Below are 15,882 nucleotides of genomic sequence, written 5' to 3' on the forward strand. Positions count from 1 at the left end.
AAAACTCACCGACCAGTTCCATGCAAATAATCTCAGGATCACTCAGCTTTGGCGCGTAACCTGCCCCTCGCAAGGGTTTAGTGACGACTATTTTGTAATATTGCTCTACCATTAAATAGATATTGATGATAAATTCGTCTATGGGCATCTCATGACTCCGTTGGATTCTTGGTCGAAAACAATAGATTAGTGAGATGCTCTTCTTTTTTCAATCACTTTCGATGTTGAGAGTGGGGTAATCAATATAAAGGTATTCATCGCCACTAGATACCGGTTCACCTTCTAGCGTTTTTGGGTCAGGCTCGATAGGAGTGGCTTGGAATGAAGCTATTTCTGTTCGTCCAGGCCAACCAGTGACAAAGACAATCACCCAACCATTGGGCGCAAAGGCTAGCTCAATAGCGTAATAATTACTATCAAGTCCAGCATCTCCAGGACGTTCACTTTCCATATTTTTATCAGTACTGGTCATCAGCTCATATATCTTATCGGTAGGCAAGTCATACTCGCCTTGATAGTATTGGTTGGCTACGTTATCTAAATAAGTAACACGTACTTTATCTGGTAGTGGCTGCTCAAAATCATTACCACCCAGTGGAGTACTACCGTAGCCCCAAGAACCAGAGCCGCCAACAAGCGAGCGCAGCCAAGTATCGTCTGCTAAATAAAAGCTGGTACTGTAACTGGGTATTTTATCCGATGCTTGTAAACTAATTTCCGTACCAAAGTTGTCCGATTTATATAGAGTATAATTGGCGCCTGCTATATCAGCACCCCATTCGACGACTTTATTCTCTCTCTTAACCTTTTCCTCATGTTTTTCATATGTGTTTATAGTGATAAACAAAATGATGATGTATAAACACAAGCCAAGTAGTATCTTTATATTGAGTGAACTAAGTTTTGACATAGGGGTTTACTCTATTTGTCTTTGGTAAAATGAGGCTAAGAAGCGTTGTTATTTTAGGATGTAATCAGATTTCATTTTTCAGCCCTACATACTAGGGCGTATCCTCAATTCATCTGCAACTTGACTGTCGTGAACCTCACCCCCAGTGATTTTAAAATCGAGCGGATATCCATCGGCATCACAGGATAGGTGTATCTTTATAGTTGCTCCATTACGGCTTTGTCCAACTGCCCGACAAAACGCAACAGGATAGAAGGTGGTTGTCGCTAGGGTATTGGTATGAGCGGTAATTTTATGTAGACGATTGGTCTGACCGTCCTAGCTCTAAGAGTGGGGCGGTTTATTTTTTTGGTATTTATCATCAACAGAATAAAAAATATAGTGTAACAGAACAACTGTCCGAAAATTGTGTGTAGGATGCAATATATTTATAGGTATAGGCGCTGCTAAAGACAAGGTCAATCAAATATGAGTTTGACCGTGCTGTAGCAGGTGAAGATACCGATCTTAAGGACAATGAATAATGAGTGGATATATTGTAGATATGGAAGGGCGATTTCGACTGACCAAGAAGCCGCCATTTTTAACCCCTGGGTATCAGGCGGTTGGGCAGAAGCTCGATAATGTGAAAGGTATCCATAAAAGAGTGCCATTGGAAAAAGATAAAACCTATGATGTGCCGTTGCACCCTCAACAAACGGTTGTACAGTTCAACTCAACTTATCTAGAAACCACTGGCCGTAATGAAAGGAGACGTGGCGATGCCGTAGGATGGGGGTTGTTTTTAGGGTTTGTTGGACTGTCTGTTAGCAACGGTATCATCTTTGCGGTAATGAGATTTATAACAAATTTTAATATTATATATTTAAGTGTTTGTCTTATTCTTGCTTTTTCTATGGTTTTAGCCTTTTGTCCATTAATAAGTATGCTCTCAACCGAGTTATTTACCACATGGCATTCTCCTATCCGCTTTAACCGTAAAACCCGTAAGGTCTATGTCCGTCAATATAACCGTAAAGTAGAAGTGTATAACTGGGACGATTTAACCTTTTTTATTGCCTATATCAATGAGGACAGAGACATCAGAGCGGTCACCTTTGATCAGGATGGTGAAACCGTCACAGGTATGTTTGCGCTTGCCTTTCAAAACAATGTCTTTGATAAAAGTTTAATCAGTTATTTTGAGTTTATCCGTCGTTATATGGAAGGTGACGATCAGCAACTAAAAGAAGTCAAAGAAGCAATACGTTACATCTATCCTATACATGAAAAGCGTGAAACCCCACTGATGTCATTTAAGCGTTTGTAGTGGCATAATAAAGTTGGACAGTGTTTAAGAGGCTATACTAACTCAAAGAGGATCTTAGTATGACTAACAAACGCAGAGAATACACCCGAGAATTCAAGTTAGAAGCCATCGGCTTAGTCGTTGATCACAAGCGCAAGGTTGCAGAAGTGGCAGAGTCTTTAGGGGTTGGCATATCAACCTTAGACAACTGGGTACGCAAGTATCGACTAGAACAGAAGGGCATTAGCCCAACTCAAGGTTTAGCACTAACCGATGATCAAAGAGAGCTACAAGAGCTTCGCAAACAAGTTAAACGACTGACTATGGAGCGCGACATTCTAAAAAAGGCTTCGGCTCTGCTAGCCTTGGACAGCCTGAACGTCTATCGCTGATCAGCGAGCTTGCAGAGCAAGACAAACGCCTAAGTAAACGTAAGCTATGTCACCTGTTTGGTGTCGTCAGAAGCAGCTACTACTATGGCACACAGGCTAAACCTATCGATATAGAGCGGGTCAAACTCAAAGCCTTGATACGTCAAATATTCAACGACTCAAAGCAATCGGCTGGTGCTCGTACCATTATCGCTATCCTGTGGAATGAGCACAGTATTAGACTGACGCGTTACTTAGCAGGCAATCTTATGAAAAGTATGGGACTCAAAAGCTGTCAGTTTAAGACACACAAGTACAAGCACGCTGATCAAGTGCATAAAACCCATGACAATATCTTAGACCGCAACTTTAGTCCAAGCACGCCTAATCAAGTCTGGACGGGCGATGTGACTAATATTCGTATCAAAGGTGGCTGGTGCTACTTAGCGGTTGTTTTAGACCTGTTTGCACGGCGTGTGGTAGGCTTTAGTATCTCAGACTCTCCTAACAGTACTTTGACCGCCAAAGCGTTGCAGATGGCGTATCAGACAAGACTTAGACCAAGTGGCGTGCTGTTCCACTCTGATCAGGGCACGCACTACACCAGTAAAGAGTTCGCCAAGTCAGTCGCGAGTTGCGACAGTATGACGCAAAGTATGAGCCGAAAAGGTAACTGTTGGGACAACGCGCCAACTGAACGCTTCTTCAGAAGCTTTAAGACCGAGTGGATGCCAAAGGGCGGCTACGAGAATATCTTTGAGGCTAAGAGCGCCATCACTGACTATATCTGGGGCTACTATCAAACCGTAAGACCGCATACTTTCAACAATTATTTAACACCAGTAGAAACAGAGAAACGCTACTTTAACAAAACCTCTTATTAGGTGTCCTAAATTAGTTGACCACTACAGTTTGATACTCAATGAGGTGCATCATGATCATGAGAACATGGAGTATCCTGAACGCACGTTTGAATTTCAACCAGTGACATTAGTTATTCTACCTTTATTGGCTCTGCGTTATGTTGGCCGAGTGATTTCAATGCTAACCAGCTACCGTCATCGTTTTAGCAAAGCTATCGAAGCGGAATGTCAGATTGACTCCAATGACCCTTATGATTTGAACAAACATCTACCAGAGGGCAACCTTGAACAGAGTAATCAGCCTATTTGGAAGACGGTGGTTTACAGCCTAGGTATTATTATTGCTACTATTGCCATGATATTTGTGGGCGCCTTTATTATAGATATGATGGGGGCAGCAAGACCACATGGTGACTATCCGAGTATGGTAGATAAGCTCTGGTACTTGTTTAGTTTGGGGTGGTTGTAAATACATCAGCAATCTATCGAGCATGGCTTTTTTATACCAGTTAGATAAGATTTGCATGGCTATGCCAAGCTACTTTGCGGTGGTTGAAATATTACCGCTGTTGTCTGCTATCTTTTTAACGGCTTCGGCTTTAAATTCGTCACTGTAGGTTCTCATTTTCTTGGTCATGGTAAACTCCTGTTATTACGCTTAGTTTACTTGCACGGTTTCTTCAGCATAGCTCAGATTAAGCTCAGGAGAGTTTTTTGAAGTTTTTAATATTATTTTCGTCGCTTTTATTATTTAGCTGTTCCAGCCAATCAAATGATAATCAGTTTCTATCTTTGAATGAAGAGTGCGAGTTGTCAGGAAGTGAAGATAGCAAGCAATGTAAAATAATTGCGATGGACGACTTGACTCAAAATGAGAAAGAACACCTAATGGGGTATATCTACTTTTTTGCTGATGAAACTCCTATGGAGGACTGCGAAAAAGCTAGATATTGGTTTGAAAAAGCAGCAGATCAAGAAAACGCACAGGCTATTAATCTTTTGGGCGTTGTACATTTTACAGGATGTGGTGTAGATAAAGACTATAAGAAAGCCGAAGAATATTTTCTTTTAGCTAATGACAAGGGCAGTAAACAAGCAAAAGTCAATTTAGGTGAACTTTACCGCGAAGGTGGATTTGGAATAGAGCAAAACTATGACAAAGCGCTTTATTGGTATCAATTGGGTATAGCTGATGAACCTGCTCGTGCTTATAATGGACTATCTTTAGTTTATATTGATCAAGGAAAGTATGAACAAGCTTATGAGTACGTAGTTCAAGCAGCGGATCTAGAATATACTGAAGCTCAATATAACTTAGGATACTACTATGACAGTGGAACATTCGTTGAACAAGACAACGAAAAAGCAAAATACTGGTATGAAAAGGCAGCTGAGAAAGGCTGGGCTGCTGCAAAACGCAATTTAGCTCTCTTGTTAGAAGAAATGAAAGAACAGACTGATTAGAGCTGAATTTATAAATAATTTTTGGTAAAAATCTATGAAGTTGAAAAGCTTAGCCATAGAGAGCTTCTGGAGTATACTGAAGAATGAGTTGGTGTATAACCGAGAACATAAAACAAGGCTCGTTTAGTCTATAGTGCGTAGCACTTGCATTCATTTTGCCTGCTACTCTAATTTTGTGAATGGCATACTAGTAAAACTGGCTGGTTAATAGCAGATTGTTTTAGGGAAGTCTAAATAGAAAGGTTGGTTAAATAAGAGAAGTTATAGAATAAGAAAAAGGCTTCCAATTGCTTGGAAGCCTTTTAATGTATTGGTACCGGTGGTCGGACTTGAACCGACACGCTTTTAAAGGCAACGGATTTTGAATCCGTCATGTCTACCAATTCCATCACACCGGCGTGTTAGGTGATAAGGTTTATACTACTAAACATTATCGAATTGGGCTACAGGGTTATCTCTGTATAGGCTGCGTATTATAGCAGCCTATTTTTGAGCGTCAAGCTTTTTCTAAAGGTTAACCATAATTTATTATATTTTCAATAAAATTTGATTTTTAACCAACATTGATGTTTAACCTACAAAGGCACGTTCAACGGCATAATCTGCCTGTACACCCATACGCGGCGAGACGGTCAGGCCAAAATCATCCAAAATAGCAGAAATATCTGCATTGAATGGCATACTACCGCAAATAAGCACGCGATCATCTTCTTTATTCATCGGTGGCAGACCGATATCTTCAAAGAACTTACCAGATCTCATCAGGTCGGTAATACGTCCCGTGTTTCTAAAATCTTCACGAGTAACTGTCGGATAGTAGATAAACTTTTCACGGAAGTCTTCACCAAAAATCTCATCATTTGGCAACTCGTCTTCAAACATTTCACTATACGCCAAGTCTTTTACATGACGCACGCCATGTACCAAAACAATTTTTTCAAAACGCTCATAGACTTCAGGGTCACGTGACAAGGCTAAAAATGGTGCAAGTCCAGTACCCGTAGATAGCATATAAAGGTTTTTGCCAGGGAGTAGATCATCTAGCACCAAAGTACCCGTTGGCTTTTTACTCACCAATAGCTCATCACCTACTTTGATATGTTGCAGCCGTGAGGTGAGTGGACCGTCTTGCACTTTGATGGAGAAAAACTCCAGATGTTCTTCATAGTTCGGACTGGCAATCGAGTAAGCGCGTAATAGCGGCCTACCATCGACAACGATACCAATCATCGCAAACTCGCCATTGCGAAAGCGTAAGCCATCGTCGCGAGTGGTTTTGATGCTAAACAGCGAGTCATTCCAATGATGAACCTCTGTAACCGTTTCGGTGCGGAGTTTTGACATAAAGCCCTCGTTAGTAATTAGTAATCTGTATCGGTTAACTTAAATGAGTGTTGAATAAGCATTTTCAATGATAGGCATAAAATGTTTCAAGTTTTTATTAAAGTAAAAGGTCTATATAGACGATGATCGCGCTATTTTAACATTATTATTCAGTTTTATAAGGTGCTCGTGCTGTTTATAAACACCCGTTTTTAAGTCATTGTTTTAGGAATGCGAGTTATTCTCAATAAATTTCTTGATCATAATATCAAACTTTAAAATAAAAATCCGTCTAGCAGTGATGGCGAGGCATGATAAAATGGAATATCGTTAGTGAGTAATTTTGTATCATTGGACAAGGTTGTTTAATAAAGCCAGCATAGCTGTAACAAAAATGGTTTGGAGAAGTTTTATGTCTGATGACGATATGCCCTTAAATAGTCATCATCACGCCCCAGTTATTCATTATGCACCAGTTATCGGCTATCATCGGGCACCACTTTCCCAAAAATTTGGCGCACCAAGACAGCCGAATCTGGTGGCATTAACCAGCGTGATTGAGATGCTAGCGCCTTATGATACGCCAGCGGCCTTTGTTGGCCTTGGCGAGTTTAGCCATATTTGGATCAGTTGGCAATTTCATCATAACTATTTACATAAAGACAAGCAGACTACTACCGCCAATAATAATTTTCGCCCGCAAGTTCGACCACCACGCTTGGGCGGTAATCAAAAGATAGGCGTGTTTGCCAGTCGCAGTATGTATCGACCGTCAGCGTTAGGACTGTCTGTGGTCAAGCTTGAACGTGTTGACGTTGTCAAAGGTCGGGTGTTACTTCTCATTAGCGGTGCTGATATGATAGATGGCACACCAATTATCGATATCAAACCTTATGTGGCTTATAGTGACGCGTTACCTGAGGCACAAAGTGGCTTTGCGCCGTCTGCGCCAACGTTATTAACCGTCACTATCAATGAACCTGCGCATGAGCAGTTTTTGCAAATCGTAGATAATCAACATACTCATAATATAAAATACGAACATGATAAAAAGCAAAAAAACAGTAAGAAAGATAAGCGCAGCGTAACAGCGGTCATTGATAAAATAAAAAAACAACTACTCCTGTCTGATTTAGATGCTATTAAAGCATTAATCGCCCAAGATCCACGCCCTGCTTATCGTCGTACAGAGAAAAACACACCATTTGTCATGCGCTATAAGTCTGTTGATGTGAGCTTTCAGATGTTAGCATTAGATGAGTTACAAATAACGGCAGTGATAGAAATATAGTCATCAATCTACTATAAAAGTATTACCTATACACTCGGTTGCCTTGTACTACTTTTAAATTAAACCGACTATAAAAAACAGCACATGATTTTATAACCGATCAAACCATTTAAACCATAAAAGAAGAAAGATATGTCAGCTCAACAGTACTCGATAGTGATTGATTTGCGTTGGTGCCTAGACGAGCTGTTGGCAGATAAGGTGATCGATCAACGCGGCTACAATCTGGTGATTACTAGTCGCCGTGATAAAGCGCAGAATCCGCTACTAACGATTAGTGAGTTTGGTTTGCCAAATGGCCATGCACTGCATAATAGCCCTGACAATAAATTGACGCTGACATGGCTCAATCAATGGCTAGCTGCCAAAGCAGGTATGACACTGGTGCGTATTGATCCGTTAAAAATAGATGTGCCTGCGGTGACGCAGCTGATGTCTTTTGAATACGCGCGCTCACAGCATATTCTGCCGATTGAAGTCACACTCGATGAAGTGATTATTGGCACCGATCAACCGTTTTATACCGATTGGCACGCCAACATTGAAAAACTCATCAAATCCAAAAGCTATCGTACGGTTTACCTCAACCCTGAACAGATTCAGCGCTACCGGCAAGAGTTTTATCAAGTCACGCAAGCAATTGCTGGCGCTAACTCTCTACACAAACGCGCGGCGGCTGACGTCACCAATGTGGAAGCATTATTGCAGCTCGGTGATAATACCAACCCCGATGCCAACGATCAGCATATTGTCAAAGTCGTTGACTGGCTGTTGCAGTATGCCTTTGAGCAGCGTGCCAGTGATATCCATCTGGAGCCACGGCGCGAGACGGGCAAGGTGCGTTTTCGTATCGATGGCGTGCTGCATACCGTTTATGAGATGCCGCTGGCGATTATCGTCGCGGTTACGGCGCGGATTAAAATTTTAGGACGGCTCAATGTGGCAGAAAAACGTAAGCCGCAGGATGGACGCTTAAAAACGCGCACCCCAAAAGGATTGGAAACAGAGTTACGTCTTTCTACTATGCCGACCGCCTTTGGCGAAAAACTGGTCATGCGGGTTTTTGACCCTGAAGTACTGGTGCGCTCGTTTGCTCAGCTGGGTCTATCAGGTAAGCAGCTAGAAACATGGCATGAACTGACGGCGCATCCAAATGGTATTATTCTGGTGACAGGTCCGACGGGTTCGGGTAAAACCACCACTTTATATAGCACCCTCAAGCAACTGGCGACTGAACAGGTAAACGTCTGTACCATTGAAGACCCAATTGAGATGATTGAACCGGCCTTTAACCAAATGCAGGTCAACCCTGGCGTTGATTTGCACTTCGCTGATGGCATTCGCTCTTTGATGCGTCAAGACCCTGACATCATTATGGTGGGGGAGATTCGTGATGCTGAAACCGCGAATATGGCAGTGCAAGCGTCCTTAACGGGACATTTGGTACTCTCAACGCTGCATACTAATGATGCGCCAAGCTCAATCACCCGCCTACATGATTTGGGCATTCAGCCGTTTTTGACGTCAGCGACTATATTGGGGGTGATGGCACAGCGGTTGTTACGGACATTATGCCCGCATTGCAAAAAAGCCGTCGATGTTACGGCAGATAGTGAGATTGCCATTCAGTGGCAGGAATTGGTTCAGCCTTGGCGTGCTGCCGCGCCAGCACAGATTTATACAGCGCAAGGTTGTGAGCACTGTCGCCATACTGGTTATCAGGGTCGCGTTGGACTATATGAAATCATGCCGCTATCCAATGAGCTAAAAAAACTGGTTGCCGCTGACACCAATTTAGATGTGCTGAAACAGCAAGCGTATCGTGAGGGCGTACAACCACTACGTTTATCGGGGGCGAAGCGTATTAGTGAAGGGCTGACGACTATAGAAGAAGTGATGCGAGTGGTGCCTCTTTATTAAAGCGCGCCGTTGCATTGATTCCAAATCGCCAAACTTGTTTTAACAAAACATCGCCTTATAGCTTGAGCCTTTAACGTTCCCAGCGTACATTTTGGCGCATAATTTTGGCTGGCGTGCCCGCAACCATACAGTTTGGTGTTGTAATGGGTTTATTGACAAATGCGCCTGCCGCGATGATACAACCACTAGCAATAGAGACGTTTTTAGAAATGGTTACATTGGCGGCAATCCAAATATGGTCGCCTAAAATAACGTCAGTATGGGCTTTATTTAATCGCACATTAGAGTCTGTGTCATAAACCTTGTGAACGTCAGTGGCACGAATTTCAATACCGCGTGATATCATGCAGGCCTTGCCAATAGTGACGCTTTTGTCACGTGCCAAAATATAGCAGTCAATGGCAGTGGTACGCGCGCCGATATGAATGTGCAAATGATTACCGACTATTAATAACTGACCTGAGAATTTGACCTGTTCTGCAATGGTGATTTGATTGTGATTACCATTGATATCGATTTTTAACGTGTTGAATTTGCCGTGCTCACCGATGGTAATTTGATTATCATGGCCTTTACGAATAGTAATCGCCGAATTGCCAATGATACGTACGTCTTTGGCAATCTCGATGTGGTTATTGTGTCCTTTGTCTTGTAATAAAAACCGTTGCTTATATAGCAGTTTTGGTATCCATCTTGTTATGGCAGAGGGAAGCGTAATAGTTTTTTTATGGTTCATAATAAAAGGCTTATGAAAAGTAAATAAATAGTTGATGAGAATCCTGATAGTGTATCGTTAAATCCCACTTGAAAATAGCTTATACCAAACCCAAAAAGTACGATTAGCTGTGTCAAACTCGTTTAGTCTACCGTGCGTAGCACTTGCACCCGTTTTCCTTGCTACTCTAATTTTTGTGAATGGTATTACTTTAGAGCAATAACTACAATTACCATTTAGAGTATGTCATCAATTAGCACCTTTAATCATATTAAGCCTCACAATCTAAATGATGACACGCCCTACATCTTTAATGCCAAATTTTTTTACTGAACTGATAAAGTTCTACTAACGAGATTATTTATGTTTACTGATAGCCACTGCCACCTTAACCGATTAGATTTAACCAAGTATGATGGTCAATTGTCTGGGGCGATTGCCGCGATGAAAGCAGCCAATGTCACTCGAGCGATGGCCATTATGTGTGATTTTGCTGAATATGATGAGATTGCCAATATTGTCAGTACTTATGGTGATGAGGCGCTCAATCTTGGCATGAGCGTCGGTATCCATCCTTGTGAAGATATCGATATATTGCAGTCAGCAACGGTTGAGCGTTTGGTAGAAACGGCCAATGCCGATCATGTATGGGCGATTGGGGAGACGGGGCTAGATTATTACTGGTCAACGGAGAATAAAAAAGAGCAGCAAGCCAGCCTTGCACGTCATATTCATGCCAGCCAACGTCTAAAAAAACCATTGGTGATACATATGCGTGACGCCAAAGAAGATACGATTGATATTCTAAAAGCGGAAGGTGCTGAGCACGGCATTATTCATTGCTTTACCGAAGACTGGGAAACCGCCAAACGCGCCTTAGACTTAGGGTTTTATATTTCCTTTTCAGGTATTGTCAGCTTTAAGAGTGCGCAAAACATCAAAGATGCGGCAAAAAACATGCCTAGAGAACGCATACTCATTGAGACTGATAGCCCTTATTTAGCGCCTGTTCCCAAGCGTGGTAGACCGAACGAGCCTGCGTATGTACCCTACGTGGCAAGTTGTATTGCCGAGATGTATGGTTGTAGTGCGGAGGAGGTAGGCTCGCTGACAGCAAAAAACTTTGAAAATTTACTGGCACAGTATCACTAAAATGGTTATGCTATGACCACTCAGTCATTTATTAGATAGCCTTAAGGTTTATGCGCTAAGCAATCGAAATACTACGCGTAACGATATGATTATCCATGACTATTTAGCAAATACAAGCATATTTTCTATTGTGGTTCTCGATCAGTCTTTGTACAGCCACCGACTTTTTGCCGAAGCATCGATATAAACGATGGTCATATGCTTCATCTTGTCAGATTTTAGGAGAGATTATGAGTCGTCAGCATCAGTTCAAGGCACGAGAAGAGAATATCTTAGCGATGGCAGAACAACTGCTACTTGAGTCAGGCGATGGTGATATCACTTTAGACAGTTTAGCCGATCAGCTTGATTTGGCTAAAGGCACGCTATACAAGCATTTCTCCAGTAAAGATGAGCTTTATCTGCGTATTATTATTCGTTACGAAGAGCAGCTGTTTGAGATCAATCGTATTGATGATTGTCCATCGGCAGGTGTGGCGCGTATGATTTTTCAGCAGCTGTTTAATCCGCAAAAAGCCATGCTACTTAACCAAATCGAAGAACGCTTGGCGGCATCAGTGACCGGTCTTAACCGCCTGTTTGGTGAGTTGTATGATATTCGCCGTCAGCGTATGAAGCGCTTGATTGTCATTATTAGTGCCTATTTAAAAGATGAGCGCAGTAGTTTGAGTACGCGCGATTATTTGTCTTCTATTTGGGCAATGGGTCAGGGCGGGGCGGGGCTATTAAACTCAAGCTTTTATCAGCGTTATCTGGGTCGCCGTGATACCTTACGTTATGCTTTTGTTCAGCAAATGCTCGAGTTGCCTAGCCACTATCCGGCTGATGATGAGGTGATGGATGAGGATATGCAGGAATTGGTAGAACAAATTGAGACCGAATCAGAAGAACACCGCAATACCAATTATTAGTGTCTTTATTACAATGTCTTTATTGGGCTGTTAGTCGTTGAAATAAGTTTTGGTAAGATAGCGTGTTGCCATATATTATATTGCAGCACGGTAAAGAATATTCGCTAGCAGCCTTTAAAAACTCACTGATTTTGTCAGCCAATTATAGCATCACTCTTCATACCACAACCTAATCATAGGCTTATAGGTGCAATATGCCGGTCACTGCCAAGACTCAGTCCAGATCAGCCGCCATTTGCCATTTAGACTTAAATGTTTTAAATGTAAGCAGCCAAAGTCCATCATATGATCAAGTAGATACCGCGCCAGTATCTTATACGCATTTTCATTCACATTATCATTATTCCTCATTAAAAAATCCTCACGCTTCCTCTTCTAATCTATCAGTAAGTACTCACCGGCAAGCGGGCTTTACCCTTGTCGAAATAATGGTGGTGGTGGTTATTCTATCTATATTTGCTGGCATGATGAGCTTATCGGTTGGCGGTAGTGAATCACGCAAAAACCGTGCTTTTTATGAGCATTTAACGGACTCTCTCAGCTATGTGCGGCTTTTATCTGCCGAACGTATGCAACCGATGGGGTTAAGTTTGCAAGCGGATAAACAAGGTCAAGTCACCCCTGTTATCGTTACCCTGTCCAACCCCTATGTCGCTTATCAAACGGTTCCTGTTACGTCGGCTACTAGGGATAGTACCCCTAAAAATGCCATGGAATTATCTGCAGATTTAACCAGTATGTCTGGTGCTGTCGGAGATAAACCACCCACGCCAAGTTGGAACATTGAGCCAGAAATGAGTTTGCCCGAACTGCCTACTGGCGTGAGTTTAAGCGTGCAAAGTCTAGATGCGGGTAATGTATCAAATACTGGGCAAGCCCGAGCTATGCAGCCTTGGTTTTCCGATCAAGCCGTCCCGCAAGTGCTATGGTTTGGCACCGGTCAAGCAACACCTGTGACGATTGAAGTACGTCATAACTCACGTTTGGTGGGCGAAGTTATTACCATTATGCCCGATGGCAGTATGTCGATAGGACAAGGGCAATAGCAGATGATTGATAGTTATAAAACCAAACCTGTTTATACCAAGCAAAAGCGGCCCCTATCACAGCGTGAAGGTGGATTTACCTTGATTGAGGTAATGGTGGCGCTAGCGATTTTAGCCGTGGTTGCCGTGGCTGCTAGCCGAGCCAGTAGCGCCTATCTGAGCTCGGTTGAGGTATTACGCACCCGCACGCTTGCCCATTTTGTCGCCCAAAACGCGGCGGCTGATTTACGGATTCAAGAAACCTGGCTGAAAGCGAATAAAACCCAAAAAATTACTGCCCAAGGTCGCGATTGGCAAATTATAATGACAGTTAGTGATGCCATAACGCCAGCATTAAAGGAAGTGAATATCGCTGTAGCACCTGTTATAGATGGGCAAGCGCGTAACGCAGTGACTGATATCGATGTAATGCTTAGTAATCCAAAGCAAGGTGTGGGTAGTTTAGATTTAAGTCGTTTGGGAAAAGGTGACTTAGATAAAAGTGATTTAGATAAAAATGATTTAGATAAAAATGATTTAGATAAAAGTGATTTAGATAAAAATGATTTAGATAAAAATGATTTAGGTAAAAATGATTTAGATAAAAATGATTTAGATAAAAATGATTTAGGTAAAAGCGAGCTTGGTCAAATAGGAGGAAATCCATGAAATCAAGTTATGGATTTACCTTACTTGAGCTGATGGTTGCCATGGCAATATTTGCGATGTTGGCAGTGGCGGGCTGGCAGGTGTTTGATGGCGTGAACCGCGCCCGTGAACGTGCGCAGTTTCATGCTGATAATGTGGCGGCATTGCAATATGCTTATTTGCAGCTGCAACAAGACATGGGGCAAATCATCCCTTATCAAGCACCTAATACTCAAAATACAAGTAGTTCTAATAGCAGTATAAATAACACTACAAATTCCAATGTCAATAATAGCACACCAGCAAATGAAGTAGAGCCTGAGCCTTTTATGCGCTTAGATAGCGAGCATGTCAGCTTTGTCCGCTTTGCTGATCCTGACCCACGCTATCAAAGTAGCGCTAGTGTGCAGCATATTGAATATGTGTTTGCAGATGAGCGTTTGATTCGCCGTCAATATACTAGTATCGACAGCGGGCGTGATAGCGTCAGCTTAGATAGTGTATTGCTCGAAGGTGTGACCGCGGGGCGTTGGCAAGCTTATTTACCAGAACTGAGTAAAAAATTCCCTGACACGGATAGTACGAATAATGTCAACGGTACAAATAGAACAACAGGGCAAATGGCCAATAAAACCAACGCAACACCTGAGGTTGTACTGATACCCAAAGGTGTCGCTGTCAGTTTTACCTATCAAGATATGCCAATCGTGTGGCAATGGGCACTCGCCCCGCAGCCGCTACCGAATATCAGTCAAGATAATGTTAATAATGCAACTAATAATCCTAGTGGTAGCAATAGCAACAGTAATAATAATGGCACTAGCAATGGCAATGTAGAAAATAATAACTCAGGGAATACTATTGAAAATGTGCCATCTGGTCAATGATAGAGGCAATTTATGCCAATGATAGCTAACTCTCAGCGTGGGGTTGCGCTGCTGACTATTTTATTATTGGTGGTCAGTATTACGGTGGTCGCAGGGGCGATGCTTGCCAGTCAAAAGATTGCGATTAGGCGCAGCAGTTTATTGTTTGACCAAAATCAGTTATTACAAGATATCAATACTGGACAGCAATTAGCGCTGACAATTATCCGCGCTGACGATGAGCTAAATGACACCGATAGCACACAAGATATTTGGGCGCAGCCATTACCGCCTTATACATTGGACAGGCATAGTATTGGCATCGAAGTGCGCGATGAAGCCGGTCGTTTTAATATCAATAATTTATATCATCATGGCGCAGTAGATACTGCCGCTTTGACCGTTTTTCAGCAATTGTTAACACAGTTGAATGTAGAGCCTGACATTGCAATTGCCATTCTTGATTATCAAGATACCGACAGCGAAGTTTATCAAGACGGTGGCGATGAAAGTGTGGTTTATAATCAGCAGTCCAGTAACTCGGCGGATAAAAATTTGGCCAATCAAGCTTTTGTCAGTGTCGATCAGTTAGAAGAGGTTAAGGGCGTCAATGCTGAAGTGTTAGCATTGCTACGACCTTATATCACCGTCGTACCCTATTATTTGCCTATTAATATTAATACGGCAAGTCCGGTGCTGCTTGCGGCGTTGATAGATGGTGCGACCAGTAAGCAGATACAGGCGGTTATTGATCTACGAGAAAAACAAGCATTTACGTCCGTTGATGATGTGTGGCAATTGCCGATTTTAAGTGGCTTAAATGAAGAGCAAAGAAAGGCCATAACGCCATTATTAGCCGTTGATAGCCAAGCTTTTATGGCGCTTATCACTGCTAGCGATAATGCAACTGTCGGTCAGGCAAGACAGCGTTTTGCAACTATCGTCATTAGCAAAATGGCGACCGATGATGAGAGAGAAAGTAGTAACAACAATAATGGTCGAAATGATAATAATAGCGAGAATAATGCTACCAATGACGACAAAAATAAAACGCCCAAGGATATCAAAGTCGTAGCACAGCGACTTTGGGCATTTCGACCAGTTTTTTGACCGCTATTTTAAATGACTATTATTA

At 42.3% G+C, this 15,882-nt stretch carries 16 protein-coding genes, 1 tRNA gene and 3 pseudogenes; 13 read left to right on the plus strand and 7 right to left on the minus strand.

From position 1 onward, the window contains the following. The 3 genes and pseudogenes from EI162_RS02775 to EI162_RS14605 form a co-directional block, all read right to left on the minus strand. Nucleotides 1-148: pseudogene (locus EI162_RS02775) on the minus strand (IS982 family transposase); the annotation flags it as partial. 60 nt (nt 149-208) lie between these two features. Then, complete coding sequence (locus EI162_RS02780) at nt 209-910, minus strand: DUF2931 family protein (RefSeq protein ID WP_192522912.1); 702 nt, start codon at nt 908-910, stop codon at nt 209-211. A 105-nt stretch (nt 911-1,015) separates the two neighbouring features. Next, nucleotides 1,016-1,144 (minus strand): annotated as a pseudogene (locus tag EI162_RS14605) (IS5/IS1182 family transposase); the annotation flags it as partial. 289 nt (nt 1,145-1,433) lie between these two features. Between EI162_RS14605 and EI162_RS02785 the strand changes: the two are divergent. The 4 genes from EI162_RS02785 to EI162_RS02800 are packed head-to-tail and all read left to right on the plus strand — an operon-like array spanning nt 1,434 to nt 3,901. Next, a complete protein-coding gene (locus tag EI162_RS02785; RefSeq protein WP_192522913.1) occupies nt 1,434-2,219 on the plus strand; it encodes a DUF6708 domain-containing protein in 786 nt (261 codons plus the stop codon). Nucleotides 2,220-2,278: 59 nt separating this feature from the next. Continuing rightward, a complete protein-coding gene (locus EI162_RS02790) occupies nt 2,279-2,590 on the plus strand; it encodes a transposase (RefSeq protein WP_192522914.1) in 312 nt (103 codons plus the stop codon). Then, on the plus strand, nt 2,590-3,453 hold the full coding sequence (locus EI162_RS02795) for an IS3 family transposase (RefSeq protein WP_318779284.1): 864 nt from the start codon (nt 2,590-2,592) through the stop codon (nt 3,451-3,453). The genes EI162_RS02790 and EI162_RS02795 overlap by 1 nt, the downstream gene beginning before the upstream one ends. A 43-nt stretch (nt 3,454-3,496) precedes the next feature. Continuing rightward, nucleotides 3,497-3,901: a hypothetical protein gene (locus EI162_RS02800; protein ID WP_192522915.1), complete on the plus strand. Its 405-nt coding sequence runs from the start codon at nt 3,497-3,499 to the stop codon at nt 3,899-3,901. Nucleotides 3,902-3,910: 9 nt separating this feature from the next. On the opposite strand, the pseudogene EI162_RS14890 reads toward EI162_RS02800, so the two are convergent. Beyond that, nucleotides 3,911-4,069 (minus strand): annotated as a pseudogene (locus EI162_RS14890) (transposase); the annotation flags it as partial. A gap of 77 nt (nt 4,070-4,146) precedes the next feature. On the opposite strand from EI162_RS14890, the gene EI162_RS02810 reads away from it, so the two are divergent. Continuing rightward, the gene (locus tag EI162_RS02810) at nt 4,147-4,896 is read left to right on the plus strand and encodes a tetratricopeptide repeat protein (RefSeq protein ID WP_192522916.1); all 750 of its coding nucleotides are present in this window, start codon (nt 4,147-4,149) and stop codon (nt 4,894-4,896) included. 311 nt (nt 4,897-5,207) lie between these two features. Here EI162_RS02810 and EI162_RS02815 read toward each other — a convergent pair. Together EI162_RS02815 and EI162_RS02820 are read right to left on the minus strand one after the other, a co-directional pair. After that, nucleotides 5,208-5,294: transfer RNA gene (locus EI162_RS02815), tRNA-Leu, on the minus strand. A gap of 172 nt (nt 5,295-5,466) precedes the next feature. Continuing rightward, nucleotides 5,467-6,240 (minus strand): ferredoxin--NADP reductase, encoded by a 774-nt coding sequence (locus EI162_RS02820; RefSeq protein ID WP_192522917.1) that lies wholly within the window; start codon nt 6,238-6,240, stop codon nt 5,467-5,469. 391 nt (nt 6,241-6,631) lie between these two features. On the opposite strand from EI162_RS02820, the gene tsaA reads away from it, so the two are divergent. Both tsaA and EI162_RS02830 read left to right on the plus strand, forming a co-directional pair. After that, nucleotides 6,632-7,510, plus strand: a complete 879-nt coding sequence (gene tsaA, locus EI162_RS02825; protein WP_192522918.1) for a tRNA (N6-threonylcarbamoyladenosine(37)-N6)-methyltransferase TrmO — start codon at nt 6,632-6,634, stop codon at nt 7,508-7,510. 132 nt (nt 7,511-7,642) lie between these two features. Continuing rightward, a complete protein-coding gene (locus tag EI162_RS02830) occupies nt 7,643-9,430 on the plus strand; it encodes a GspE/PulE family protein (RefSeq protein ID WP_192522919.1) in 1,788 nt (595 codons plus the stop codon). Nucleotides 9,431-9,500: 70 nt separating this feature from the next. Here the strand turns inward: EI162_RS02830 and EI162_RS02835 are convergent, their stop codons facing one another. Next, nucleotides 9,501-10,166, minus strand: coding sequence for an acyltransferase (locus EI162_RS02835; RefSeq protein ID WP_192522920.1), 666 nt, complete (start codon nt 10,164-10,166; stop codon nt 9,501-9,503). A gap of 342 nt (nt 10,167-10,508) precedes the next feature. On the opposite strand from EI162_RS02835, the gene EI162_RS02840 reads away from it, so the two are divergent. The 6 genes from EI162_RS02840 to gspK all read left to right on the plus strand — a co-directional run bounded on the left by EI162_RS02840 (nt 10,509) and on the right by gspK (nt 15,857). Continuing rightward, entirely contained in the window at nt 10,509-11,297 is a 789-nt protein-coding gene (locus tag EI162_RS02840; protein WP_192522921.1) for a TatD family hydrolase, read from the plus strand. Nucleotides 11,298-11,527: 230 nt separating this feature from the next. After that, nucleotides 11,528-12,208 (plus strand): TetR/AcrR family transcriptional regulator, encoded by a 681-nt coding sequence (locus EI162_RS02845; RefSeq protein WP_192522922.1) that lies wholly within the window; start codon nt 11,528-11,530, stop codon nt 12,206-12,208. A gap of 194 nt (nt 12,209-12,402) precedes the next feature. Next, nucleotides 12,403-13,254 carry a prepilin-type N-terminal cleavage/methylation domain-containing protein gene (locus EI162_RS02850; protein WP_192522923.1) on the plus strand — a complete coding sequence of 284 codons (852 nt, stop codon included), beginning with the start codon at nt 12,403-12,405 and terminating at the stop codon, nt 13,252-13,254. 3 nt (nt 13,255-13,257) lie between these two features. Further along, on the plus strand, nt 13,258-13,902 hold the full coding sequence (gene gspI / locus EI162_RS02855) for a type II secretion system minor pseudopilin GspI (RefSeq protein WP_225736893.1): 645 nt from the start codon (nt 13,258-13,260) through the stop codon (nt 13,900-13,902). Beyond that, a complete protein-coding gene (gspJ, locus tag EI162_RS02860; protein ID WP_192522924.1) occupies nt 13,899-14,768 on the plus strand; it encodes a type II secretion system minor pseudopilin GspJ in 870 nt (289 codons plus the stop codon). The genes gspI and gspJ overlap by 4 nt, the downstream gene beginning before the upstream one ends. 12 nt (nt 14,769-14,780) lie before the next feature. Further along, nucleotides 14,781-15,857, plus strand: a complete 1,077-nt coding sequence (gspK, locus tag EI162_RS02865; protein ID WP_225736894.1) for a type II secretion system minor pseudopilin GspK — start codon at nt 14,781-14,783, stop codon at nt 15,855-15,857. Nucleotides 15,858-15,882: the final 25 nt, after the last annotated feature.

Source organism: Psychrobacter sp. FME6, from assembly GCF_014861365.1.
GTDB lineage: Bacteria > Pseudomonadota > Gammaproteobacteria > Pseudomonadales > Moraxellaceae > Psychrobacter.

What these genes read in the sequence shown, in the direction of transcription:
- EI162_RS02780 (WP_192522912.1), bottom strand. Translation starts at nt 910, where the DNA reads ATGTCAAAACTTAGTTCACTCAATATAAAGATACTACTTGGCTTGTGT.
- EI162_RS02785 (WP_192522913.1), top strand. Translation starts at nt 1,434, where the DNA reads ATGAGTGGATATATTGTAGATATGGAAGGGCGATTTCGACTGACCAAG.
- EI162_RS02790 (WP_192522914.1), top strand. Translation starts at nt 2,279, where the DNA reads ATGACTAACAAACGCAGAGAATACACCCGAGAATTCAAGTTAGAAGCC.
- EI162_RS02820 (WP_192522917.1), bottom strand. Translation starts at nt 6,240, where the DNA reads ATGTCAAAACTCCGCACCGAAACGGTTACAGAGGTTCATCATTGGAAT.
- tsaA (WP_192522918.1), top strand. Translation starts at nt 6,632, where the DNA reads ATGTCTGATGACGATATGCCCTTAAATAGTCATCATCACGCCCCAGTT.
- EI162_RS02830 (WP_192522919.1), top strand. Translation starts at nt 7,643, where the DNA reads ATGTCAGCTCAACAGTACTCGATAGTGATTGATTTGCGTTGGTGCCTA.
- EI162_RS02835 (WP_192522920.1), bottom strand. Translation starts at nt 10,166, where the DNA reads ATGAACCATAAAAAAACTATTACGCTTCCCTCTGCCATAACAAGATGG.
- EI162_RS02840 (WP_192522921.1), top strand. Translation starts at nt 10,509, where the DNA reads ATGTTTACTGATAGCCACTGCCACCTTAACCGATTAGATTTAACCAAG.
- EI162_RS02845 (WP_192522922.1), top strand. Translation starts at nt 11,528, where the DNA reads ATGAGTCGTCAGCATCAGTTCAAGGCACGAGAAGAGAATATCTTAGCG.
- EI162_RS02850 (WP_192522923.1), top strand. Translation starts at nt 12,403, where the DNA reads ATGCCGGTCACTGCCAAGACTCAGTCCAGATCAGCCGCCATTTGCCAT.
- gspI (WP_225736893.1), top strand. Translation starts at nt 13,258, where the DNA reads ATGATTGATAGTTATAAAACCAAACCTGTTTATACCAAGCAAAAGCGG.
- gspJ (WP_192522924.1), top strand. Translation starts at nt 13,899, where the DNA reads ATGAAATCAAGTTATGGATTTACCTTACTTGAGCTGATGGTTGCCATG.
- gspK (WP_225736894.1), top strand. Translation starts at nt 14,781, where the DNA reads ATGCCAATGATAGCTAACTCTCAGCGTGGGGTTGCGCTGCTGACTATT.